Source organism: Sphingobium sp. CCH11-B1 (assembly GCF_001556865.1).
GTDB lineage: Bacteria > Pseudomonadota > Alphaproteobacteria > Sphingomonadales > Sphingomonadaceae > Sphingobium.
This window is the reverse complement of record NZ_LSJY01000077.1, coordinates 1-25,697: the sequence shown is the minus strand read 5'-3', so window position 1 is coordinate 25,697 and position 25,697 is coordinate 1. Positions and strand designations below refer to the sequence as shown.

Genomic DNA, 25,697 nt, shown 5'->3' with positions numbered 1-25,697 from the left:
GCAGCGATCTGAGTGAAGGGCGTCGGCGGAATGACGCTGCCGGCAACGACAGCATGGGCTTCTCCAACGCCCCACCGCTCGCCGGGCTGCGCTGCATTCTCGTCGCGTGAATAGAAGCCTTTGGCGCTGTCCTGGGAGACCAGTTCAGCGATACGATGGTTGCCGAAACGGCCTCCTGCAGCTTCGCCCAGTGCAAGCCGTAAGTCGTTGCGTACCGCCGTGTCGCGCAAGAACCGCCGCTCCACTTCAGCCAGGTTATCGAATGACTTGCGGGACAGAACCAGCGTCACCGGGACGCCGCGGGCTGAGGCAGACGAGAAAAACGATCGCATTTTGATTGACGACAGTTCGGCAAGGTCGAAGGCGTCAGGCAGGAATACCGTTACGCGATCCCCGCTACGGGCACGCAGCAAAATTGTGTTTGCGGTATCATTGACAGCTTTCGCGTCCGCAACCGCCCGGTCCTCCTCGGGCAACTCGGCATTCGCGTCGAGGAAGGCACGAACAGCGATCAACGCCGCTTTACGGTCCAGACGGCCTTGCTGTTTGTAGAGATCTGCGGCCAGCACACAGGCCGAGCACCCCATTTCGCATTCCTTGGGACAATCGAGAACATGAGAAGCCCGTTCAAACACATGATAGATGTCGTCTAGTAACCTCGGCGCATATCCGGCACCGCCAGAGGCTTCGTCAAACAGGTAAACCGAAGGCGTCTTGCGGCCCAACTGGCCATCTCTTCCCGCAACTGAAATTCCCAGCTCGCGTGGCTCAATGCCAAGCCAGCGGGCGAGACTTTCACGCAGAGCGGCACCGAGTGCCCAAGCTGCGCCGTCGGTTTCGAGCCCCGGCAACTGGACTTCGACCACGTCGGTCAGAACCTCGTGCCCCAAAGCCAGGGCACGCGTGATCGCGTACCCTTGATCGTTGCCCGGACAACGATCAATCGCCTTCTTGTCGCGTGGCGTAAGCGGCCAGTGATCCTTAAGCGCGTCTGCGCCGGCTTCGCCGGCTCGTCCGCACTCGAGGCAAATCTCGTAGCCCTTGTCGTTAGGGCCGCGCGAATGGTGGTAGATGTAGCCATCGTGCGAAGCACGGATGCGACCGCTGGTTGGCTGCAGCAAGGGTTGCCACAAGGCGTCGCCCACGCTGACCTTTGGTGACTTGGGCTCGATGTAGACAGCCTGATCGGTGTCCGCATGGGGCTGCGCGTTCCAATCGACCCTGAAGCCAGCCGGCTCGAGGAATTGTTCCGTTTTGACGCTCGAATCGCCGCAATGATTGCAACGCTCGGGCATTTGGTGATCGGAACCGGCCCCGCCGCATTGATCGCACCACCAGGCCCAGCGCAAGTTCTGTGGCTCGCGCTGCCCGCTATCAATCGGGCTCAACCAATTGAGCGTTACGCCGGCCGACTTCCAGACGAGGCCATCAACCACAACCTCAGCACCCGGAGCATATTCTCGGATGGCAATGTCAGCATTGCGAGTCGGGCATTCATAGCGCCGATCCCGGGTTCCCTCCTCGTCGGAGCGAAGACGCTCCTGCGCCTTCTGGGTTTCTGCACACAAGGTATCGAAGGGGACAACGGCTGTAGGGAACCCACTTCCCGGGATCAGGGAGCGGTTGGCCAGCTCTTTGAGCAGGAACTCTTTGCACAAGCGCCGAGCCTGGAACTCGATTGCCTTCTTTGCTGGCCCATCAAGCGCATCGGCATCGTCCTTCATGCGCTGCCAGGTCCGTTGGAAGTTTGCAGTTTCCTGTTCGAACATCACGGCCGTGTGCTCTCGAATCTCAGTGTCGAATTCGAGACCCGTGCCCTTCAGCAAGCGTCCAAGGCCAGCGTCCGTCGTCGCAGCGGTAGTCGGCAGTCGGACCCATTCACAGAAGGCCCCCACGGGCGGCAGCCCTTCGAAGGGTCGAAGATCGGCCCTGCAGCCGAAGAAATCGCCCGTCTTGGTCCGCGCGAACTCGCCGTCTACCTCCCGGAACCATTGGGCGAGCAGATAGGCGTTCGCGTGGCGCTGGGCGATACGGTCGGAATCTAGAGACACGCGGGGAGAAGCGAGCTTGCGGCTTAGGTAGCCCGCAGGATCGGAGAAGGTTTCCAGATCGAGCGGGGTGTTGCGTGCAATCGTCAGGCTCGCCGAAAACCCTTGGCCCCGTCGACCGGCTCGCCCGGCGCGTTGATTGTAATTGGCAATCGAGGGCGGAACATTGGTCATCAGGACCGCCTCAATCGAGCCAATATCGACGCCCATTTCCATCGTTGTCGAACAGGCAAGGAGGTTGATGTCGCCTTGCTTGAACTGCTCCTCGAAATCCCGCAGCCGGTGCGGAGGCTGCTGCGCGCTATGTTCTTCGGCGCGCAGATAGGGCGTCGCTCGCGCCGCCTGGTCGTGAATATCGGTCCATAGACGCTGGCTGCGAAGAGACCGCACCATTTCGTTTTCAGCCAGCCAGTCGGCAAGACTTTCCTTGGCTTCGACATTGAGCGGACGGGTATGCGGCAGCTTCGGGAGTTCAACTGCCGTCACCATTTTGCCGTCGAAACGGCCAGTTCCAGTCGTGACTAGGTTTGGCGAACGGCCGAACACGAGCCGGGGCAACACTCGCCGCGTAAGCGGGCATTGCCAGGCTTTGGTCACGGCCTCGATCTCTGCAGTCTTCTCCAGGCGCAAGCTGAATGTCCCGCCGACACCGGAGATAAGCGGCGTCATGTGCTCCCAAGCTGTGCGAAGGAGTTGATTGATTTCGTGGCGATCCCGGGCTGCGGATAGGTCAAGGTTGAGGGCCGTAGCCAAAAGGAGAACGGAGTCTGGTTGGCGGCCTTTGGAATTGACCGAGGGCCAAATGAGATCTCGCTTCGCTCCGGGCGGCTGGTCGGGACCAATGACGTTCCTCGGCCGGGCCCTACCGGGCATCCAACGAGCGTCCGCGTCATCGACGTCCAGCGCGAACTGACCTCGCAAATAGTCGACCATGAAGTAGAGGAAGTCGTGCCAGTCCTCGATCCCATACCCTTTTGCAGCAACAGCCTCGGGCAGCTTTTCCTTGCCGATCCGTTCGATGTCCGGGAAGCGCAGGCGTGCAAGGCCCAGCGTTTCCATGGCATTGGCGTTGCGTGGTCGGCGGGCAAGTTCACGGAGTAGCATGAAGCGGGCCAGCGCTTCACGATTGTCATGATAGCGCTCGCTGCGATCAAGGTCCCAGACCTTGGCCATCATGCCGATGGTCGGCTCGGAGGCCAGAGCCGATATCAGGTCCTTCCACGCAATGCCGGCCGCGCCGCCACCGTTAAGTTCGGCATCAATTTTTGCGATGTCGTCTTTGAACGATGGCATTTCATCTACCAAGCTCGCGAGCTTGGCGCGCTTCTGGATTAGCTCCTGCCGTTTCTCCTCGGGCAGGTCGCTGCCTTGAGCCGCCTTCTGCACCGCATGGTAGATGAACCCGCGTACAAATCCGCGCTCGCCGTTGGTCTCGATGTTGGCGGCAAACCGGGCCGTGCCCTGTCGGCTATCGGAGAAGCTGATCAGCTGACGACCATCGAAAGGCAAAGCATGCTCTGCCTGGTGCGGTGACACCCCCTCCAGGAGGATGGGCGCCGCATTCTGGGTCAGGAACGGTGTGCCGAAACGGAATGACAGCATCGCGGGCCGTCCATGGCGCTTGTTGCTGAGGCAGGCCGGGCAACGCCCCTCGTTCAACTGCGTCAGCGAGAATTGGCTCGTGTTGTCGGTCAATTCGCCACTGATGACGTCAAATCCAACAGGCGTCGACTGGGATTGCGCGTTGATAGCGATCAGGCGCGGATGCCCGATGCCCTCCGTCTGCCGCTCTTCCTCGTCGTCTTCGTCATGGTCACGATCGCGATAACTATTTTCGCGAAACTCATCGGTGTCTTGATCGCTGCGCCGCGGCAAGACCCTGTCCCCCAGATCGTCCGCAGGCAGGAACGGCTCGCCACAATCCGGGCAACTCTGGATCTCGAACACCAGCGACTGGCAGTGTGGGCAACTGTCCTTCTGATCAAACAGGACCTGGCCGAATGGCCAGCCGTCCGGATGTGTGCCCCCGGTGCAGCCCGGATTAATGCAGGTCCACAGGCCAGGAATGGCTCGTGTAAAGCTGTGCGCGCGCATCGGCAGCACCGGCCTGATCTCTTTGGCATTGTGCGCAGACAGGTCGAGCAGGACCTTCTCTGCAGACGTCGTCACGGATGACAGAGATGAGATGGTCTGCGGCTTCTTTTCGAGCATCTCGGCCACCACGCGGGCCGCGGGATCGTCGGATGCAGTCAGGACCTTCGAAAGATCCACCGGTTGCGGCTTGCCGATTACGACATGCGTGCGCTCAAGCGGGACGCCAGCGATATCGGAGAGGAAGCGCTGCAGTGAAGCGACTGCCTCCGCGTCATCTGCCGATCCTATGGTGGCCGACGTTGCCACAAATCGGACCTGATCGGGCGTCACATCGAACGCATTCATGACGCGCCGAAGCAGCAACGACAGCTCCGCAGCGGCTGAACCGATGTAGCTATGCGCTTCGTCGATCACGATCCAGCGCAGCTTGCCCCTGGACGCATCGAGTATCTTACGGTCCTCACGCCGGATCGTCATGTATTCCAGCATCGTCTGGTTCGTGACGAGGATGGGTGGCGGGTTCGCGCGGAGCGTTTCGCGGTAAAGAACCTGATGCGGGACATCGTGCTCGGCTTTGTCGCGGTTTGATTTCCGCGCTGTTCCCATCAGCCCGTTGTAGAGGGCGAAGCGTACATCACCGGTGAGCGGTTTGGTCCAGGCCGTTAGACGCTTTTCCTGGCTCGCGATCAGGGCATTGAGCGGATACAGCATGAGGGCTCGCACACCGGTCAGCTGACCTTCTGCTTCAGATGCGCGGACCAGATCATCAAGCAGCGGAACGAGGAAGCACTCGGTTTTGCCAGAACCTGTCCCACTAGAGACCAACACAGATTGCGGGTCTGCATTGCGAAGAAGCTCCCAGGTCCTCAGCTGGTGGGCGTAGGCAGGATAATCGAACCGCAACTCCGCATCGGGCGTTTTCGTGATTGCGTCGATCGTGCGCGGATGAAGCAGTGAAGTGAGTTCGTCAGGGCGGTTGCCCGACGAAACATAACCGGGTGCTGCCTGAAAGAGCTGTTCCGAGAGCAAGGCACCCTTGGAGGCATCGGTGCTGGCGAGGTTGTGCCGGAGGAAAGCGTTCAGGCCCTCATGCCTGATGCCAGCACGAGACACGACCGCTTCTGCGAGGCCAGCCTGCAAGCGCCGATGGACATCCATCGGCGACATACGGGTAGGCTGGGACACATCATCAGCGGTCATTCTTGAGCTCCGTTAGGGCGTAGCCGTAGGCCTTGGCAAAGTATGCAGGATGACGTCGCTCGACGTCTTTCACCGTGAGAATTTGTCCCTTGTCGAGCGTGATCCGACCCATAGCCGCCAAAGCTGCCACAAACGGCGCATCAAAGACCCGCATGAGGGATTCGAGGAAATTTTCCTTTGGGAGCAACTCGCGGAATGCGGGACGGAATGGGTTGAAACCGCCAGCGTCCGTGCTGATGCCTTCGCTGGTATGGTCGGTGAAATGACAGCGGACTTCCTCCCAGGACGCCGACGAAAAATCGCGACAAATCAGCGGGGCCAACTGCGGTGCGCGCGCTGCGATTTCATTCTGGCGCTCCGTGAGCCTCGTTAACGCCCATTGGGGATCGTCCAGCCGGGTAACGAGATAGTGTCCCTGGGCCTGGAAAGCAGCATCCCATACGCCGTAAGGCAAAAGGACCCAGCTCGAACAAAGCCCGTCGAACAATTCGAGAATGGTCGACAGGTGCTGTTCTTCACAGCGGTACAGCAGCAGGGGAGCAAGTGCACCGGCATGTACCAGCTTGCTGAAGATCTCGAATGTCTGTGGTGGGAGACCGTTGAGCGACAAGGCCAGCTGCATGACGACCTGGATCGTCTGACTGGCATCTGCCGTCGTCGGATCGTGAGCTATTTCGGTAACGAGGGACTGCAGGTTCTCTTGCGCCTGGAGAAATGGCTGGGCCATGGCCCGGCCAAGCCGATGCTGCGGAACTTCGGGATCCGGGTCACCTGAGACAAATTTGGGTCGAGTGAGGACACGGGAGCCCTCGCGGAGATAGACGAGCCAATCACCTTTGAGACGCGGCAAGTGAAAGAGCTGGCCACCAAGGCCACTCTGCAGACCTTCGTAGCTGCCAAATTCGAGCTCTTTCTCGGGAGCCCCAAGTGAGCGGCCAAATACCCTAACATCCTCACCGACTATCGCGGTTTTCGGGCGCAAGCCTCCGCTTGTCTCCCGTTCGAGACTGTTACCAAATTCCGTTACATACCAGTGGTCATTGCTCCCGTTATGAAAATCGAGCCTGACCTGAGCGTCGATGCCAAGGGGGCGCATGAGAGCTGCAATGTCCGTGCGCAATGCGGACAGGCCAAGTTCCCGGTCAATTCGCCAGTTGGCCTCCAATGCAGCGTCAGCATGATGGGCAACGTCCCCCATCAAGATCGAAGTCGAGGGGACGCGTGCCACCGCGTCACGAAGATCGGCCAGGCCAAGAACTGCGTCGCGCGGGAGGAGATCTCCGTCCCAGGTTGTGAGCCATTCCTTCGATTGGAGCGGAACTTTAAGATCAAACGCAGGAGTTTGACTGGCAGCCAGTCGTAAGGTCAACAAGGCCCGGCGAGGTGGATCAATCCGGATCCGCCAGCTGTGCTTCGAACTCGGTGCTTCGTCGCCAAGCACAGCTGCCCCATCCCAACCGCTCAGCTCGATATCGGAATGGGTCCCGTTGCTCCGCTGTGTCAGCTCAAAGTCAGCGGGCAGAACGAAGGCTGTTAGCCGATCGCGCACATGGCCTGTTGTTCCATCGAGCCAAGCGAATTCACACAACCCCGGTCCTGCAGAGGCCAGGTCTTCAAACCAGCTACGTTGGCCCGCCATCCGCCAACGAACCTCTCCCCGGGATGCAACCCGGTGTGAAAGACCATCTGACACCTGCGCATGGAGCGGGTGCTTGAAGAGCTGTTCGCCGTCAGGCGGCTGCACCCCGGAAACTGTATTGGCCACGATCGAGAGCCGATCTTTGCGATCCGCGCTTTGCCCGGTTCGGACAAGGAAGCTGTCGCCGTTGCTCTTCTGAGCTATGATTGTGCCCGCACATCGATAAAGACAGCGCCCTGGAGCGAAGGCAAAATCTTCGACCTCGATCTCGGCGTTGCCGTCTTTTCCTCGAACTGACCAGTCCTGAGGAACATCGATAAGAACAGGCTCCGCTTTGTAGGCGCCGGAGCCTTGGCCGATGAGCGCAAAGGCTGTGTGCTGGGCATTTGTGCTGCGCTGTTCAAATACACGCAGCCCACCGCTCACGGGCTTCCCTCCAGGCAGCATGAAGCTGCGTGCCAGCCGATCTCCGCGCGCGTGAAATTCGGCCGCAACTGGAAGGTCGAATGGAAACTCGATTGCCGCTTCGCTCCGCATCGGTCTTGCGATCCAGCGGTTCGCGTCGTCGTGCTCGAGGTAAGCAAGTCTGCCGGAGATGCGGTCTGCCAGACCATCGGAGGGCTGGAGGAATACGCGAAAGTGATTGCCGGGCGAGAGCAGCTGATCCTTATCGTCCCATCGTCCCTCGAGATGGAAATCGAGGCACTCAAGCCAATCTTCGCCATTTTGGGAAATCAGTCGGCCAACGCGAATGCTGCCGCTGCTGGAGAGTTTTTTTGCTTCCAGCAGCGTATCGATCAGACCCGCAGCCGCCCCGTCCAGGGTCATCGGCAATTCATCGCGCCAGTCCTCGTAGGCCTGGTCCAGGCGCGCCGAGTAAGGACGACCATCGGAGGGCACCTCCTTATCAGCGAAGGCCCGCAACTCCACAATTTTGAGCGCCAGCTCGCCGCAGATCGCGTGCATTTCCTGGCTGCGCCAGATTGTCGGCAATAGGTATTCGTTGCGCTCGCAGGTGGCAACTGCGGTGCCAATGTCCTGCGCATCTGAGCCCAAAAGCTCGCCAACAGCCCGTTCGAGGAACTTTCTTGGCCAGCTTGCTCCGCCCGCCATCGCGGCGGCCGGAAATCCACCATGGCGTGCCAGGTTGGAGAGCCGCTGATTCCCATGGGCAGTAATCAACGGTTCGACGCCCCAGGCGCGAAACCCGTGATCGGCCAGATCACGCCATTCGCCTTGCGAGAGCCGCAACCCTAGAACGTCCTCAATGTCAGACCAGCGTTGGACACCGCCCTGATACGATCGCCGAAACCAGTCTGCGGCCCACAGAACAAAGGCAGGTGCAAGCGAGAGACGTTGCCAATCAGACGGGAGGCCGGATGATAGCTTCTTCTCCATGCGCTCGAACAATCCGGACGCAAGCTTGTAGCGGTAAAGCGGCAGACCGGTTGGCCGAGGCAAGCCCAGTTCGGCGCTTGCTTTGCCCAATGGGTGAGGACCCGTGTCTGCAGCCCTGGCCCGCTGGATCGCCCGGATCACAAGCAGACGCGAACCACCTGTCGCCTGAATTTCGTCCGCAAGCGTGCGCAGCCGAGCGGGGTCGTTGCGTGCAGCCTCGATTTCAGCCTTGAAATCGCGTTCCTGCATTGCTGAATCGCCCCCTGTAACTGCATTGCCGCCCGTAACGGGCGTTACCCGCCGTGCGCTAACCATCAATGAACATTACTTTATAATCAACGATGGAAGACGATACTTTCAGTGCATCAATGTCGAACTCGGCGAAGCTCTATCGTAGAAAGCATTGACTACACAGGACCAGCGGGCGCTCATGACCCCGTCGATACCTCGGCCCAAATCCCAGATGACAGAGTCCCCGTCAGCGAGTCGGGCTTTGACGAAACGATCATGCAGGTCTCCGACGGATCGGCGTGACTTTTGCGCCAGGTGCAACTGCACAGATGCCAGCATGCGGTTCCACCGTTCTTCGAGGTCTCTTCGCTGATCGTTTGTGCTTTCCGGTTCCCGCGTCTGAACCGAGTCCGCATCGAAGGTCACAACATGGACGGCTGCGATTTGTGAAGCGAGCTGACCAAAGCGACTGATGAAATTGACGAGCCGCCCCCGCGCTTGCCCATCAGCGCAGCAGTAGGGGTCCTGGATTTCAAGCAATGCGATATTCGCATCGCGGGCGTATTGCTCAAAGATGGTCCAGTCTCGCTGCCCATGTTGTTCGAAGACCACCCGCTGAACGTAGGAAGCCCGCGCTTCTGCCGCTTCAACAGGTGTTCGTAAGGAGAGAATGGGGCGCCGACCCGACTGCCTGTCCAACTTCGCTGCCGCGACCACTTCGGGTTTACCCGTTGATCGCGTGCTTTCGTCCTCTGTCGGACTGGAAGTCGCCGTAACCTCAGGGCCGGGCGGCGAGGACTCGCTTGCTGAGACATTGAGCCATTCATCACTAACCTGCGGCTCTGTCGGAGCGGGTCGCTCAATGCTGTAACTGGGCCGCTCCTGGGTGGATTGGGGCTCCGTTTCAGGGGGGGTAACAGATTGATCCTGCTGCTCGGCCCGCTTCCCATCGAGCACGTCAGCAAGCAAGTCCTCAACATCCCGCTCGCTCTCGGGCGGCATGAGCAGGCCACGACTCAATGAGCGCTTGCGCTCCATCAGCGCATCGAGACGTTGGTCGAAGCTCGAAGGACCGATCGCCTCATCCGGATGGATAGCCATCGGAATGTGTATCGTGACCGGTCGTGTCTGGCCGATCCGGTAGGCGCGGTCGGTAGCCTGATCCTCGACAGCTGGGTTCCACCAGCGTGAGAGGTGGATCACGTTATTAGCGGCAGTAATCGTGAGCCCAACGCCCCCTGCCTTGGGAGACAGGATGAGGACGTCAAAGGCAGATGGCGAACTCTGGAATGCGTTCACCATCTCCTGGCGCTTATGGCCAGCCACTTTGCCGCTGATGCACATCGGCCTGTGCTTGAGATCGAAGCGCTCCTGGATGGCCATGGCCAAAAACGCCTGCATCTCGAGATCTTCGCAAAACAGCAGTGCCTTCTCGCCGCGCTGCTTAACCTCCTCGAGAATCTCAAACGTCTTCTTCAGGCGCGCCGACTGGGCAACGTAGGCGTTGATATCGGTGACGCCTCGCGGCACCGAAGGGTGGAGCGATGTCCCGCGCAGCATGTGCAGCACTTTGAGCATCGCGCCCTGCTCGCCGCTTTCACGTAACGCGCGAGCTCTTGCGAGTACCAGGTCATAGGCCTGCGCTTGGGCAGGCGGCATCTCCACCGCGTATTTGCGCGCCGTCTTTTCCGGCAGACCGGTGAGGATTTCGTCCTTCATGCGCCTGAGCATGAACGGAGGCAGCTCGTCATCCCGCTCGACCAACCGCCGCTGGAGGTCTTCAAGGCCCGTCAGATCGTTCGCTGGGTAGCTGCTTTCGAATTCCCGGCTCGATCCGAGGAAGCCTGGGTAAACCGTATCGGCAATCGACCAGAGATCCTGAAGCCGGTTCTCGACTGGTGTGCCGGTCATAGCAATTTGCAGGCGGCCATTGAGCGCCTTGGCTGCCCGGGTCATTTGGCTAGCCGGGTTCTTAAGCTTCTGGATTTCGTCGTATACGATCGCGTCAAACGGAGTGCGCGCGAAGCTCATATGATAATCGCGCATCGTTTCGTAAGTCGTGAGAACGATCCCTGCGTCTTCCCACTCGCCGGAATCGAGCCGTGAAGTACCGCCACGAATGTCGCTTCCGGCCTCTAGCCGATAGCTGCGCAAGTTTGTTCCAAAGGCTTCAATCACAGGGCCGATGAGGCCAGCCTCTACGTGTTGAGCCAGTTCTGCTTGCCAGTTCTTCAGCAGGCCAGTTGGTGCAACGATCAGCACTGGTTTGGGGTGGGCCGAGTTAGACCGCCGCCATAGCAGGAACATGAGTGCCTGGAATGTCTTGCCCAGGCCCATATCGTCAGCGAGCAGGACGCCAGGCATCCTGCGTTCCCATGCTTCAGTCAGCCAGGCAAAAGCGTCGCATTGGTGAGGCTTTGGCTCGGACTTCAGGCCTTGCGGAAAGGCAGGAACCTGAAATGGCTCCGGTGCGGACTTCGGCCGAGGTAAACGTGCATAATCGAGTTGCTCGAAATTCTCCCCGACCTGGAGAAAAAAGATGTCGACCGATTCACGCTCATGCTCAGATTGCGCCGGGTCTCCTGCTTCTGCTGCGATCTGTCGCTCAAGATCGGCAATACCTCGCGTTGCCTGAAGGGTGGCCGGGGTGGCGGGAATGCTCTCGTCGCGCCAGGCGACGGTTTCGTCTCCCGCCTTGATCGCAGTCTCAAGGTCGCCGGCGAGAACCTCAGCGTCGCCGGGAGCCAAGGCAATGTGCCGTGCATCGGGAGGGTCACCAATCCTCAGTCCGAAGCTTTCGGGCAGCCAGCTGTTGGGCTTCGGCTTGATCCAAGGCAGGACCGGTTTTTGCCAGACCTCGATCCCGCTGACACGCTCCGAAAACTGTTGCGTCTCGATGAAGAGGCGGTCCGCTGCTGCGTCGTCGCCGGTAGCATCGAGTTGGAGCTCTTCGCGCAATACCCGCTGCGGAGAGCGTAGGAACTCCCGTTTTTCCTGCGAGCTGCCGCCCTGCTTGGCACGGACGATATCGAGCGCTTTACCCAGCAGGGGGTCGAGAAACAGTAGCGTTCCGTCGGAAAGGAGATAACTGCGCCGTCCCCCTTCCTGGCTCCGAAATCTGCGTTGGAAGTGCACGGCATCCTGCGGGGTCAGCAGGGATGCTTCATGCTCATCGACGAGGTCGCCCTCGGCGGTCTCGCCCACGTGCCTTGAAAAGAGAACGGGGTCAAAGTCAAAGCGACCGTGATCGGTCTTTGCATTCAGCGAGAAGTTCGCAGCGTAGGCTATGCGAATGCGTTCTAGAAACCCGTCGGCTTCGATCCCAGCCCCCAGCTTGTCGCCCAGCAGTTCACGAAGCTCGGCAAAGGCTGCTCTTCGTTCGTCGGCCTCACTTGCTGACTTAACAGCTTGTGCAGCTTGGAAGACGGAAAACACCGGCTCGGGAATGCGGCTGACACGTCCACCCTCTCGTACACGAATGCCAAGAATATCAGCCCGAACGGGCGCGCCCCCGCGGCGAATCCACTTCGGATTGACCGTGATGGTTCCTTCGGCAAGCGATCCGCTCGAGTTCAGCTGTAGTGTCAGAGGCGTGGCAGGCGGCAGGCCGAGGGCAAAGGCATCGGCCTCGTCGAGTTGAGCTGCAATGTGAGGGGGAAGGATAACCCCTCCGTCCTCTTCAAGAATTTGCCCTTCCTGATCGAACGAGCGTGCGAGCGCCAAGGCCGCTTGCCCTGCTTCGGGAGCGACCTTGGGCCATTCCGAGACTGGCACCGTTTCGCTTGAAGCCCGCTTGAACAGCCCGCCCGGTTTCTCACGCAACAGTGTGATCGCCTCGTGGCCATCGCTCTGCTGGGTTGCGACGAATTTGGTGCTTACCATCGATCGTTCCAGTTCCGCCCACGACCTTTCCCAAACCGCGGGTGCAAGATTGATGTCCGGCGATGAATTATGCCCGCAAACTTGCCTTCCCAACCCGGGCTTGCAGGAACGTGAGATTCATACTCGAAGTCCGTCCGACCTGCCGTGGTCCGCAGTTTGCCGCCGTCGTATATTTTGGCGTAAAGCTTCGGGGCATTCGGATCGCTATCACTCCAAAAGCGGCATGAGCCGTTGTCACTCCACTCGGAAATCCTGAGATCGCCAATCTGCATGATGATCGAAGAGGAGGAGGCGGGACCGCCGCGAATGATTCCAAATTCCGGGCGTTCGCCGCTTTGTTTGATGAGATACTCGATCTGGTTGCGGGCCCGGACACCCAAGGCAGGCCACGCATCACTGACAAGGCCATCGTCGAGATAGGCCATCCAGAATTTTTCTCGCTGCGCCCATTGATCGGGCCGATCGGTAGTCTTCGCGATAGCCCTGAAGAATTCGCGCATTGCGACTTCGGTGAGCCAGCGCTTGAAGACCTGTGTGACCGTGAGCGCGCGCTCTTCGCCAATGCTCTCTGCCAGTGAACGGATGATTCTGTCCCAGCGGGGCCGCTGAAGGCGTGGGTCTCCGACTTGGTCTAGGAGAAACTCGGAAATGGCCTTGCGATGCTCGGGTTCGGGCTTTTGACCAATCCAAGGTTCCAGCAATGCCCGCACGACGAGCTCAATCTGTCCTGCCAGGGCCTCCTGATCGAAGAGCCTTAGCAGGCTGCGCTGCGCCGGGACGGCCTTACTCGCCGACAATTCTGCTGTCGCAACGCAAAATCTGGCGAACGTTGCTTGGCCAAAGCCGCTCGCTGCCAGATTTGCGCTCAGCCCAGTTTCCCTCATCAATGGGAAGATTTGGTCATCATCGCGCGTTAGCAAATCCTGAGCCACCCTTGCTGGGCCTTGCGAGGGCGAAAATAGATCCCAGTGCCGAGCCCTTTCTCGCCATGCCCATTCGTGCCGCAGGGCAGCACCTGAGGCCGCCTCTGCCAGCTTCCCCATGATTGGCCGCTCCACTGGGAAATAGGTGAGGTAGCCATCGATCATAGCTTGATCGGAACTGCGCCGCTGTTCCTCGACCGCGCGGTCGAGAGCCGCAGACCCCAAGTCGTCGAACTCTGGGTCGCACCATGCACCGCGCAGGACCCGGTTGAGTTGAAAGCGGGGGAGCGCCTTGGCGCCATTCTCTGCTGCACTACGCAAGAAGGGCTTCAGCTCGACAACTGGCTCTGCCTCACCGATGCTCGCGTCAAGCTTGGCGAGTTGCCGTTGTAACTCAGGCTGCGTTGTCGGAGGCTTTGCGAGCCCCGCAGACGCCACTGCGTCCATTCGGTCGATTGCCGCGCGCAGAAAGCTCATTGCCCCTGCCTCAGAACGTCTTTGTCCAGTCCGGCGCTGGGGGTGGTCATTAGGAATCGCAAGTCGATCCGACGATTACGTTTCTTCGCCGCCTCGCTATCGCCTTGCGCGATAGGACGATCCGGGCCGTACCCACTCAGACCGAGGATCGGAGCTGAACCGGACTGGCCTGCCGGCTTGTTGAGAAACCCCCGCAAGGCCGGCTGATTGCGTTGGAGCATCGTGAATGTCGTTTCGGCTCGTCGAACCGAGAGGCCATAGTTGTTCATCTCTCCATACATCGCGTCGGAATCAGTGTGCCCCTCTACAAAGACGGCGTCGATGAGGTGCTTTGAGCGCTCCTCCTTGCAGAGGTTTGAAGTCGTGTAGCAGGGCAGAACCTCTACCATTGCGCTGGCAACCTTGCTGATTGCAGCTTGCCCTCTGTCGCTCAGCTCCCATCGCCCTTTGTCGAACAGCACATCGTCAGGCAGGCGGAGCACACCCGTCTTCGTGTCAATTTCGACCTGCAGACCCTTGTCCTTCAATGACTGCTGAAGGTCATTGAGAATCTCTGCCCGGGTTCGGTTGGCGCCGGTCAGCTCTTCAGTTTTGGACTGCAGATTCAGCGCGAAGTAAGCCAGTAGGATTATAAAAACGAGAAGAAGGCCGACCATCATGTCCGTCATGGACATGAAGTAGCTTTCGCCTTCTTCCGGGGGTCTCCTGCGAACGACGCCTTCCATTATTCAGCGGCTTCCCGATTTTGGTTCGCAAGAATTCCGGCCAGCTCCTCGACCGTGTCGCGAAGCGTTGTCAGTGGTTCAAGTGCACCTGCAAGCTGCGCAACACCCTCGCCGAGTGCCCGATCGATTTGGCCGACACGTTCATTGAGGTTCGTAGCGTGGCTGCCCGCTGCGTCAGAGATCTTTTCGAGCGCGGCTCCGAGCGAACGATCGACCTCCTCGAAGCGGGCCCTGTATTCAGACCAGGCCGACGAGGCTGCCGTTGCCGTCTGATTCAGCGATGCGGCGAGATCGCGCATCTCCTCTCGGGCGTTCTCTGAGGACTGCGCATTCTTTGCAACGATGCCTTCGACCGATTTGACAGCTTCTGCAATCGACAGAGCAGACTGACGGACAGGGGCCGTAGCAGCCTCGACGTCGTTGGCGACTGTGCCAAATGCTGTTGCCAGATCGCTCGAACGGGCAGCGACCTGCTCGATAGCCCGTGCGTGGTCACCAATAGCGGTCTGAGTTGAAGAGAGCCGGTCAGCCGAAACAGAGATCGCGTTGCCGGCATCCTTCATGCTGGCAACGAGCGGGGTGCCTGCGCCATTGAAGCGCTCCACGAAATCGGAGAAGGACTTCTCCATCGCCTCCTGGCCGATGCGGGCAGCGTCATTTGCCGCGTTGGTGGAGGCTTCCCCGAGTTGCGTGGCTGCAGCAGCCAAGCCAGCTTTCATGTCGTCCAGGGTCGTGCCGAGGCTGCTGAGCAGCTCATCCATTCGCTCACGTGCAAGTGCGCTCGCCTGCTCATTTTCCTCACGCATTCGGTCAGCGACCACGCCGAAATTGCGATTGAGGTCGCCAAAGGCAGCTCGCATCTCTTCGGACGCTTGACCAAACCGACGCACAGCCTCCTCGATCTGTCGGTCTGCTTCTCCGGTCTGCTTCTCAAGTCGTTCGGACATCGTAGCCATCGACAGGGTCATTGCCCCGATCGCATCGGCAAGGCCTGCCATCTCGGCACCAGCGCTCGAAGCGATTGCATCGCGGACAGCTTCGCCGCCACCACCGCTGATCTTGTCGATGCCTTGCTGGATCGAGCCAAGATGGGTGATCATTGGTGCCATTTGCTTTTCAAGAGCGCCATCCAACGCGGCCGCCAGCTGTTCCGAGAAGGTTCGGAGGGCCGGCGTCTGTTCCTTCAGCTGCTCCAGCTGATCGCTCGCGATGCGCTGTGGCGGAAGATAGGCCATGCCATGTTCCAGCTTGTCGCAGAGCATGGAGAGGCCGTCGTTGATCCGCTTGCCGAACCGGTAATCGTACGAGCGCAGGACAATAGACGCTACGATGCCGCCCACTGAGGCCCAAAACTTTGCGCCAGCGACCTTCATCAGGTCATTGAGGCGCTCCTGCATCGCATCGACCCCGCCGCTAAAGTCGAGGGTCGAAAGTGCTGCAATGATGCCAAGGAAGGTGATGAGCAGGCCGACAGCGATAAAGATGTTTGCGAACCAGTTCAGGCCGCGATGGCGCTCGCCAAGATTGATAAAGAAGTGCTCAGGACGAGCCGAATTTTGAAGGATGTCGGAAGCGGGGTCGACGATTGTCTCGCGATATTCCTCCCAGGTCCGGCGAAGCGGAAGAGCCTCGGGATGGGCTACCTCCATCATTTGCTCATCAATTTCGTTGAACCGGTGGGCGAAGGCAAGGCGGGCAGTATCGATGTCCGCCGTGCTTCCCCCAGTCACATCATCTAGAAGCCGAACCCGTGCTTCGATTGCTTTTGCAAGAGGTTCATGAAATTCGCGCTTGTAACGAGTGGCAATCGCGAAGGCAGTTCCAACTAATACGACGGCCAGGAAAGCAGCCATCGCATCGCCGATGAGCGGAATTTTGGTAAAGAAAAAGATCAGCCCATGGCCAAGCCATTCGGTAATTTCCACACAAGCCCCCTGAAACTCGGCAAAATCGATAGCTCCCGCTCATTTGCTGGGAAGCAGACAAGTCTGCCAATAGCATCCAAGCAGGAGAACCCCATACAGATCGAACGGTATCGAACGCGCCCGCTGCCGCCAAGAGTGGTTCCATTCAGGATGTGAGGATTCTGTAAATTACTGATGCGATTGTTCCGCCGATGATCTGGACGCGAGGTACGCCTCCACCTTCTCCAGCGTTCGTCGCCGCGGCCGCCGCCCCAATCGCAAGTCCAGCACAAAGCGCGGATCTCCGACCGCCCGCCGCCCGAAACGGGTGGCAGACATGTGGGTGTCCTTGAGATGACGCTCGATGCGATCCAGCAGCTTCATGGCCTACCTCGAATCAGATTCAGCTTGTGTTCTTGTTATGTTCTTATTAGGAAGGCTCCATCGAGTCTAGGATGAATTCCTACACGCCAACCTGGACCGCCCCTTGAAAGGCGCCGCCGATGGAGAATGTCAGAGAAGAGCTGGATCGCCTGATCCGGCAAAGGAACGTGGGCTATTCCGCGATTTCGCGGTTGCTCAATCGCAACCCCGCGTACATCCAGCAATTCATCAAGCGCGGCTCACCGCGCAAGCTGGACGACGAAGACCGGCGCATTCTGGCCCGCTTCTTCGGGGTCGACGAGCAGGTGCTTGGCGGCCCGGCGCTCGCCATACGCGATGGCCTGGTCGAGGTGCCGATCCTCAATGTCGATGCTTCAGCCGGATTTGGCGCGATCGCGGAAAGCGAGACGGCGCATACCCGGTTCGGCTTTGACGAGCGGTGGCTGGGCAAGCTGACCCGGGCCAAGAGCGCGAGCCTGTCGATCATCCATGTCCATGGAGAGTCGATGGAGCCGACGCTTCGGGATGGCGACGAAGTGCTCGTCGATGCGTCCGATCAGGGCTCGCGCCTGCGCGATGGCATCTATGTGCTGCGCGCCGACGACGCGCTCGTGGTGAAGCGCGTGACCATCCAGCCAGGTGGGCGGCAGATCACGATCTCGAGCGACAATTCGGCATATCCGACCTGGACCGACGTTGACCGCTCGACGATCCATGTCGTCGGCCGGGTGATCTGGTTCGGGCGGTCGGTCTGATCTGCCGGGCCTCAGGCACCTGCAAATCGTTCACGATGCCGCGCAACGAAGTCGGGTCGCGGGTGCAAGCCTCGGTCACGCGGCAAGCGGATTTGCTGCCCTGCCGGCGGGAAGAGTTGCAAAAGCTCTGATGGCACCTTGTTGTGCGACACCAGGAGGCAGAGATCGTCATCGAAGGTGATGAGGTGGCGATCAAACAGCCAATGGGCTGTCGCTGACAGCGCCACTCCGTTCTGGACGATGTCCGGCCCACCGTCGGCAACGGACCAGATGTGCGCGGCCTGGGCTTCGGCCTTGCCGCCGCCATTCACGATCCTGAGGCCCGTGACTGCGCAGGTATTCTCGTAAGCGTCGAGGACATGATTGCGGAAATTCGCGTCTCGGATCTTGCGGTTCACCAGCATCTGCTCGATGCGCCGCTCCGCGATATGATCGTCGAGCAGCAGATTGGTTTCCGGATCGATGCGTGGGGCATCGAGTTCGAGACGGATCCGGTTTTCGGGATCGAGGGTTTCTGCAAGGCCAGCATTGACGATTGCCACGAAATCCTCGTCTTCCAACCCGCGGACCGACTTGCCGCGCAGGCTTCGTCCGGCATCGCCTGGCCTTGCCATCTCGCGCAGGAACCGCTCGGCAAACCGGCCACCGCCGTCGCGGTAGGGGACAGGCTGATCGAACTCGAGGTAGTCGCGCACACGCGCGTAGAAATGGCTGGGATCGCTCGGATCGGCATCGATGCGTTCGACGAAGGCCGCGGCGATATAGGCCATTCGCCCGCCAGAGACCCGCGTTTCTCGGTAGACAATCCAGTCGTTCGAGAGCTCTCGCGCAACCGACAGGTAATTGTTCGGAAAGTGATAGCGCTCGGTGATCGCGTCGTCGTACCGCGAATTGCCGCTGATCTCGAAGACGCCCTTCACATTCCCGCCCGTAGCCAAAGTCGATGCGCGACAGGTTGCCTGGAGAACGCTCCGCCGTCCAGGCTCGAAAGCAAAGAAGTCAGATGCCGATCTCGAAGGGCTTGGTGCGCTCCTTAGTCAGTTCGGGCGGCTGCTTGCTCTGATCTTCCTTGGTCGAGGCTCCCGCAGCCAGACCTTTTGCCGCAGCCTCGCGCAGGCGCTCGGTCACTTCCAGCGCTGACGTTTTCTCGCCGGTGTTCTGGGCGACCGCTCTCCCGAGTTTGTCGGCACTGTCGACCACAAGGGTCAGGTGATCCCGCAGGCGGGTGATGGTGACCAGGAAGGTCTGTTGGTTGGCCAGATTGCGTTCACGGCTGTCCATGACTGCAATACCTCGATCCGACGTCAGCCCCTGGGCCATATGGGCATTGAGCGCGTAGGCGAGGTCAAGCCGCCTCAGCATCGGGTCCCCTCGCTCGAGTTCATGGCGCAGGCCGGATGACGTTACCAGCGTGACCCGCGCGCCCTCGACGGCTTCGATCCGCGCCTGGTCGGCATTGAACAGGCCCCGCCGATGATCGTTCTCGGTCCAGCGAATCCGATCGCCGTCGTGGATCGAAAGGCGCTTCTCCTCGAACAGCGCAAGGCGATCGTCCTTCGCACCAGGACGGATGCGGCTCGGGCGAAGGCTTCGCATCCTGCCCTTGGCATCGCGGAGCCGGACCTCGCGGGATTTGTCGTCGATGCTCTCGACCTTGTATTCGCCGCGCGGGAGACGCTGCTGCTTGTCCGGGCTGCGAACATCGAGAACCATCCCGGGGCGGTAGGCCGCAAGGTATCGGAGTTCCTCTCGGGTCGCATTGACCCGTGACAGCACAATCAAGTCCAGCGGTGTCTTGCCGAGCTCGCCATTGGCTTTGAGCCCGCGTTGCACGGCGTCATTGACCGCGCTGCGCAACAGCCGGCCAGAGGCATAGATCGCGGTCCGATCGCGGTCCTGCGGCGCCAGCGCTAACCATTGCTCGGCAGCGACCAATGCGCTGTCGCCCCTTGTCTCAATCGTCGAGCCTTCGAGATGACCGAGGGCGGTATGGACATCGCCCGATTGAGCAGCGGCCTGGGCGAGACGCAGCTTCGGGTCCCGGCCGCGCAGGTTGGTGGTCATGTCTGCGCGCGCGATGCCCGCCTTCTGGACGAGGTCGAAGGGTTTGCCCGCATCGACCGCGCCGAGCTGGCGCGCGTCGCCAACAAGAACAAGCCGCCGGACGCCGGCAAGGTTGGCCAGTGTTACCAGGCGTTCCTTGTCGTGGTTCGAGACCATCGAAGCTTCATCGAGGACCAGGACCCGGTCGCCCAGCTCTTCCTTCGCCTCAGCCTGAAGGCCGGTATTGCCGGGGTCTTCCAAGAGCGGTGCCCAGCTCTTGAGCAGCCGAGCCAAAGTCATCGACGTGATGCCGGTATCGCGCTCAAGCATCTGCACCAGGGTGTTCTGGACCGCGAGCCCGATGATCTCCTTGCCTTCCTCACCAAGGATCTGCGCCACGGGCTTCAGGACACTGCTCTTACCGGCACCTGCTACACCCTGGATGGCGATCGTCCGGTGGGTCGATGACAGGATCAGGCGCGCAGCCCCTTCCTGGCCAGCATTGAGGTCGATACCGTGATTGATGGCAGCAACTGCCTTGACCCGTGCGCCTGCTTCATTGCTGTCGAGAAGGGGAGCAACAGCGTCCCTCCCGGCTTCGACGGCAGCGAGAATGCGATGCTCGCTAGCAAGCGCATCGCGCGAGGTTAGCCAGCCCTTGCGCTCTCCTGACCCTTGAACGAGATCGCCCGAACGCACCAGCGCATTGACCCGCGTTTCGATGGCCGCGATCGTTGTGGGCAGCCCATAGTCCAGCGCTGCTTTGTACAGCGCCTCACGCGGAAAGGCTGCTTCGCGCTGCGAAAGGTGGCGCACGGCAGAGGCTGTTGCCTGGGCAGCGGCAACGGTCTCGCGGTCCTGCTTGAGCACATGAGCCGGGATCAGCGGATCGGCAGGATTGCCTTTGATCCGCTCGGCAAAGTCCCGAAGCCACGCCTTGCCACGCTCGATCAGGCTGGTGCCGGATGCGGGGGGGCGAGATGCTGGATTTGCGAGGGTCTGCGCCTGTTCAACCATAGCCGGCAGGTCGAGGCCTGCGGACTGGGCATGGTCTTGCCAGCCCGACAAAAGTGCGCCCCGATCTGCGACTGCCTGCTTGGCGCTGCGGGTGTCGAGGGCGGCAATCTTGCCAGCTTCAAGCCCGGGGCCACGCCGCGCGTCGAGCACTTCCTGGCGCCGCGTGGAGAAGGCCATGACCTGCTCGCGGGTAAATCCGGCAGCCTCGAAATTGCCGTGCTTGCCGACGGGCCCTACCGCATAGCCGAGCTTTTCAACCGAAAGGCGGAAGCGCGCCATCGTCATGCTGTTGAGGAGCGTGTTGAGCGACCAGAGCCGGTCATTCTTCAATGTTCGCCATTTACCATCTGTGCCTTTCGTGACGTTGGCGACCACGGCATGGAAATGGAGATTGGGCTCCTGGTTGCGATTGGTATCGTGCTGGAAAAGCGCCACCGTGAGGTTGCCCGTCGGAACGGTACGCACCTTCCCGTTTTCGACGAGGCGCGTTTCGGCCGCGTTCTTTTCGGCCCATTGAAGCGTCTCGATCACCGCTTCGCGATAGGCTTCGATGATCCGCTTATCGCCGCCAGCGAGCGCGAGGACCGACCAACTCTTGGGTAGCGAGAACGTGAGATCGGTTCCCGCACGGTGCTGGGTTTCGTGGCCGACCCTGGTTCCGTCGGGGAGTTCGCCTTTGAGGAGCTTGTCGAAGACCGCGGCGTCAACTTCTCCGGAAAGGCCCAGCGCTGGAGCGCCTGATCCCACCCACTGACCCGAACGGTCGGCGTCCGCACTCGCGTAGTAGTTGTCGGCAGCAAAGTAGCTGGCCGCGCCGGAGGCTGACCGGACATTGGCGACCGAAAGCATGGATCACGTTCCTTCAAGCAAGGCGCCCCCTTGCTTTGCGGCCCTCAAAGATCGGGTTCGTAGAAGTCCTGCTCGCCGCTCTCGATGCCGCCTTCGAGCAAGTCCCGTTCGGCCCTTTCACGGGGATGTTCGCGCTCCTGCGACCGCTCGACCGGCGGTGAACTCCGGTCACTCGAACCGGGTTTGTCTCCTCGAGCGGGCAGCTGCTCATCAGGTGATGGCTGCGCTCCATCGGCCGCTTCACTCCTGCCATAAAGAAGCGGTCCTGGAGGCAAGGTCGCGACTGTCCGAGCCGTCGTAATGGCTTCGGCATCTGCACCGGCCTTGCCATCGTCGGGCGCCCCCCGCACCTCACGGACAGGCATGGCTCGGGGCTGCTCCTCGCCCTTATGGCTTGCCTGATCCGCCGCGGGTTTCACGCCCTGCAGGTCGAGCTTAAGCTGCCGGGGGACGACCGGCTTGCCTGCACCATCATCATTCGCGGCGGGTGCACCTTCGACAGGTTCGGAATGCGATGGGGGCGTAGAGGTGCCCGCCGTGGCTCCTTCATCCGGCGCAGCCCTTTGGGGGCCAGGTTCGGAGGCGCGCGCAATGAACCCCTCTGCCAGCCGGGGCAAACGGCGCGGCACGAGCGTGACCGGAGCGGCCGGGAAACCGTCCGGGAACTTGAGATAGCCGGAGAGCCTCGGCAGGTTCATGAACTGGTCGGGAAGGAGCAGTGGTTCGATCTGACGCCGGGGGGTCAGGCTGACGGCATCGCGAGCATTGTTATAGCCGTAGCTGTACCCTTCCTCCATGTCGCGCACTTGGCGATGCCCGATGAAATCGGAGCACCAGGTCGCCGTCTCCCGGTCCGCGGTTGCAAGGATGAGTTTGCTTCGAGCCAGCGAGGACAGGGTCATCGCCATGTTCTCGCCGTAGACCTCCTTGAGCTTGGCAAAGGCATGGACGCCGGTGACGATCGCGCCGCCGAAATTGCGGGCGGTCTGGAGCCCTTTCTCCAGCGCGGGAAGGCGGTGGAGCGCACCCAATTCGTCGACGAGGAACCAGAGCCTGAGATCAGGCGTGCGCTCCAATGTCATCAGCGTATTCATGGCCGTGTCGAGCCACAAAGTGAGCAGCTGCGAACAGATCGACATGTCGACATAGCGTGCGGAGAGGAACAGGATCGAGCCCGGAGCGGAAATGCCTCGGGTCCAGTCCCGTACCGAGAAGCGCGGGCTATTGTTGGGCAGCAGCTTCAGCGCCTTGGCATTGGCGTTGAACACGGCTCGGATCGACTCTGCCATGCGCGCTGCTTCGGGAGCGGTCAGCGGGTCGGCCATGGTGCCGCGCATGAGCTTGTGGACCTGCGCGAGATCGGCGGTCATCAAACGGGTTGCGAGCGCGTGGTTGGTGGCCTGCCCGGTACGCTGGAGATGCAGGCACATTTCCACGAAGAGCATGCGGGCTGCCAGCACCCAGAACTGCTCCGAACCGCCGCCATCGTGCGGAACGAGCGCTTCGGCGGCGGCGTGGAATTCGCCCTCGCTGGTGCAGTCATGGAACACACTCCAGGTCGGGCAACGGGCATCGAGTGGGTTCAGGATGATGTCGCGCTCGGGATCGTAAAAGGCCTCGATGAACGCTCCGGTGAGGTCGAAAACGACCGCGCGTTGCCCCCGCATCCGGGCCTCGCCGAGGAGCTGGCTAAGGGCCACGGTCTTGCCGGTGCCCGTTGTGCCGATCAGCATCGTATGGCTCTGCTCAAGGCGCCACGGCCAGGACACGCCGGCGAGATGAGCCGGGCTGTAAAAGCCTGCTTCTTCGGTCGCTGCAGCGTCTGCCAGACGCCATTTCCAGCCGAGCGCAGCTTGTAGTTCGCGGGCACGTTCCGTGCGGTTGTGCCGGTCGATTTCTGCCTCGAGCTCGTCGAGAGAGACAAGCATTGCGCCGCGCTCATGCTTGCGCTCCTTCGATTTGCCGCCGAACCGTTCGGCGAACCACCAAAAGGCGATGAAGGCCGGGACGAGGACAAGCGCCGAAAGGCCCATGCCGCGCCGGAGGGCGGCCCCGAGCGCAGTTACGGCCTCGCGCATCGGAGGAAATTCGCGAACGACATGGAATGGCAGACGGACGGTGCCGCCACCGGCGAGCTTGAGCTCAACCAGCTTGCCAGGATCGAACTCCATGAAGGCGTAGCCCGAAGCATAGAGGTGCATCCACGCCAGGTAGATCTGGTGATCGGTTAGCGCCGAGGTCACCTCCCAATAAGAGAGCCAGGCCGTGACGATGAAGGTCACCAACAGCGGCCCTTTTAGGCCGGCCGCAAACATGAAGCCGAAGTGGCCGAGGAGCTGGCTGCCGCGCGTGAAATTGAGGAGATTACGCTTCATCGCTGCCTCCCTCGGGTGCGGAGGCGCTGAGCCCGAGCCGGGCGAGCCGGCGATTGTAGGCCTCGTGCGTACGCTGCCGCAACGAGCCATCGGGATGGCTGGCGAGGAGAGCTTCGAGGGCTACCGTGATGAACAGGTTTTGCCGTACCGGGTCGAGCGCCGCAGGCCGCTTTCGCGCTTCGTTTTCACGCTGCCAGGCATCGACCAGCTGATCGCGAATGACGATGCTGACGGAGACCTGTTGGTCCCGGGCCTTGCCCTTGATCCAGTCAGCAAGTGGGCGGGGTACGTAGGTTTGAAGACTGAGATGCCGATCCATGTTCTGGGGTCCGATTGACCCTTGCGAACCCGGTTCGATCTTGCGGAAGACAGCGATGAGAATAAATCAGGAACATTGGCACGTCAATCTCGATAAACAGACGCCACTTCAAAGAGTTAGGCGGTGGCAATTTGTCCATAAATCGCGAATCCAAGGCATGCTTCACCCTCAAATTGGTTTGACACTAGCCCGAAAATTTAGCTTATCACTTTGATATACCTATACTAAATCCGGCAGTGTCACTGCGTACGGTGTGCTCAGTCTACCAAGCTGCGAGTGGGTGATCCGGTCACTTCGCCGGACATGCTGGAGGGATTGAAGGGCCTCGATAGCGCGGAGCCAAAGCGCGCGCGGGCGCCGATGCCCGCGCTCCGCTCCTCGCAATGGATCCCGAGAGGAAACGAGCCGAAGGCGAGCAAAATAAAAGGGCAGGAACCGTCCCCGGCTCCCACCCTTTTCGGCGTCAGAATTCATCCAGCATCGACCCGTGAATGGTGTGGACGACACGCATCGCCAGGTGTGCCGGCAGGGCGCAGTAGTCACCTTCGTCGAGCGCGACGTATCCAAGCTCGTCGTCTGCCACGATGTGCTGATCGAAGTAGCTGTGCAGCGCCCGGCGCTCGGCGAGTTCCAGGGCCTCGAAGTAGCTGCGGGATGAAGCGGTGCAAGGTGCAGAATAAGCCATGATGATCCTCCTGAGGTTGTCTCGAACGACAGGAGGAAGTGCGATGTTCGTGCGCATGTCGGGTCAGGGACCGCGCTCCTGCGCGGCCGCGTCAGCGGCGGTGGGGGAAACGATTTTGTCGGGGGAGGGATTCATCCCTTCTCCGGCATAATGGTGGGGCCCTGCCGTCCTTGAGGCGGCATGTGGACGGACATCATGCTGGGCATTCAGTGAGCCAGCCTCTCTACCCTCTCGGTTGCAGGGGACGGCTGTAGTCGGGCGCCGCTTTTCTCATTTTCCTACACCCTGGGCGCGGTGGCAGAAGAGCTCACGAGGGACCACAAACCAAGGGGGCGGAAAGGACTGACATGCCCCGCAAGAACAATCCGGTCGATGCCTTGAAGAAGCTCCGGGAACAGCGCGACGAACTGGCAGCCAGGGAAGCAAAGCTCCGCGACGAGGCGGCGATTGTCCTTGGTCACATTCTGATCGAGTGCGGCGCCGAGACAATCGAACCGGGCCAGCTGCGCCAGATCGTCCGTGCATCGATGGCACTGGGGATCGAAGAGACTCTCAAGCGTCTGACGCCGGCGTAGCGCCACCCTCGGCGGCGACAAGGGGCTCGATGCCCCGCGCCGCCGCATAGCTCCAGAGCAAAAGAAAAGGCCCCGATGGCATTCGCCACCGGGGCCTTGTCGTGGGGTAAGGACATTCATGAGGATCAGCGTGCAATAGGCACCCCCTTCGTGGGGTGATCGGCGTGCAAAAAG

The 25,697-nt window shown here is 60.7% G+C and carries 14 protein-coding genes; 2 read left to right on the top strand and 12 right to left on the bottom strand.

Annotation, left to right across the window (positions count from 1 at the left end; all coding sequences use genetic code 11):
- The 7 genes from AX724_RS08060 to AX724_RS08030 form a co-directional block, all read right to left on the bottom strand.
- Positions 1 to 5,342, bottom strand: a 5,342-nt coding sequence (locus AX724_RS08060) for a DEAD/DEAH box helicase (protein WP_066765202.1), incomplete at its 3' end; no start/stop codon positions are given.
- On the bottom strand, positions 5,332 to 8,628 hold the full coding sequence (locus tag AX724_RS08055; RefSeq protein WP_066765192.1) for an STY4851/ECs_5259 family protein: 3,297 nt from the start codon (positions 8,626 to 8,628) through the stop codon (positions 5,332 to 5,334). The genes AX724_RS08055 and AX724_RS08060, both read right to left, overlap by 11 nt.
- Positions 8,629 to 8,736: 108 nt before the next feature.
- Positions 8,737 to 12,492 (bottom strand): DEAD/DEAH box helicase, encoded by a 3,756-nt coding sequence (locus AX724_RS08050; RefSeq protein ID WP_066765191.1) that lies wholly within the window; start codon positions 12,490 to 12,492, stop codon positions 8,737 to 8,739.
- On the bottom strand, positions 12,486 to 13,892 hold the full coding sequence (locus tag AX724_RS08045) for an EH signature domain-containing protein (RefSeq protein ID WP_197421508.1): 1,407 nt from the start codon (positions 13,890 to 13,892) through the stop codon (positions 12,486 to 12,488). Before AX724_RS08045 ends, AX724_RS08050 begins: the two co-directional genes overlap by 7 nt.
- Positions 13,889 to 14,566: an OmpA/MotB family protein gene (locus AX724_RS08040; RefSeq protein WP_231736572.1), complete on the bottom strand. Its 678-nt coding sequence runs from the start codon at positions 14,564 to 14,566 to the stop codon at positions 13,889 to 13,891. Before AX724_RS08040 ends, AX724_RS08045 begins: the two co-directional genes overlap by 4 nt.
- A gap of 50 nt (positions 14,567 to 14,616) precedes the next feature.
- Positions 14,617 to 16,542 carry an anti-phage ZorAB system protein ZorA gene (zorA, locus tag AX724_RS08035; RefSeq protein ID WP_066765186.1) on the bottom strand — a complete coding sequence of 642 codons (1,926 nt, stop codon included), beginning with the start codon at positions 16,540 to 16,542 and terminating at the stop codon, positions 14,617 to 14,619.
- A 168-nt stretch (positions 16,543 to 16,710) separates the two neighbouring features.
- A complete protein-coding gene (locus AX724_RS08030) occupies positions 16,711 to 16,905 on the bottom strand; it encodes a hypothetical protein (protein WP_066765183.1) in 195 nt (64 codons plus the stop codon).
- 119 nt (positions 16,906 to 17,024) lie between these two features.
- Between AX724_RS08030 and AX724_RS08025 the strand changes: the two genes are divergently transcribed.
- The gene (locus tag AX724_RS08025; RefSeq protein ID WP_066765181.1) at positions 17,025 to 17,660 is read left to right on the top strand and encodes a S24 family peptidase; all 636 of its coding nucleotides are present in this window, start codon (positions 17,025 to 17,027) and stop codon (positions 17,658 to 17,660) included.
- Between the two features lie 11 nt (positions 17,661 to 17,671).
- Here AX724_RS08025 and AX724_RS08020 read toward each other — a convergent pair whose 3' ends face one another.
- The 5 genes from AX724_RS08020 to AX724_RS08000 all read right to left on the bottom strand — a co-directional run bounded on the left by AX724_RS08020 (position 17,672) and on the right by AX724_RS08000 (position 24,948).
- Complete coding sequence (locus AX724_RS08020) at positions 17,672 to 18,580, bottom strand: HNH endonuclease (RefSeq protein ID WP_066765199.1); 909 nt, start codon at positions 18,578 to 18,580, stop codon at positions 17,672 to 17,674.
- Between the two features lie 79 nt (positions 18,581 to 18,659).
- On the bottom strand, positions 18,660 to 21,569 hold the full coding sequence (gene mobF / locus AX724_RS08015; RefSeq protein ID WP_066765179.1) for a MobF family relaxase: 2,910 nt from the start codon (positions 21,567 to 21,569) through the stop codon (positions 18,660 to 18,662).
- A gap of 44 nt (positions 21,570 to 21,613) precedes the next feature.
- Positions 21,614 to 23,944: a type IV secretion system DNA-binding domain-containing protein gene (locus tag AX724_RS08010; protein WP_066765174.1), complete on the bottom strand. Its 2,331-nt coding sequence runs from the start codon at positions 23,942 to 23,944 to the stop codon at positions 21,614 to 21,616.
- The gene (locus AX724_RS08005) at positions 23,934 to 24,263 is read right to left on the bottom strand and encodes a hypothetical protein (RefSeq protein ID WP_066765172.1); all 330 of its coding nucleotides are present in this window, start codon (positions 24,261 to 24,263) and stop codon (positions 23,934 to 23,936) included. The genes AX724_RS08010 and AX724_RS08005 overlap by 11 nt, the downstream gene beginning before the upstream one ends.
- Before the next feature lie 463 nt (positions 24,264 to 24,726).
- The gene (locus AX724_RS08000) at positions 24,727 to 24,948 is read right to left on the bottom strand and encodes a hypothetical protein (protein WP_066765197.1); all 222 of its coding nucleotides are present in this window, start codon (positions 24,946 to 24,948) and stop codon (positions 24,727 to 24,729) included.
- A gap of 347 nt (positions 24,949 to 25,295) precedes the next feature.
- Here AX724_RS08000 and AX724_RS07995 point away from each other — a divergent pair, with 347 nt between their 5' ends.
- Positions 25,296 to 25,523 (top strand): DUF6437 family protein, encoded by a 228-nt coding sequence (locus AX724_RS07995; RefSeq protein ID WP_066765168.1) that lies wholly within the window; start codon positions 25,296 to 25,298, stop codon positions 25,521 to 25,523.
- Positions 25,524 to 25,697: the final 174 nt, after the last annotated feature.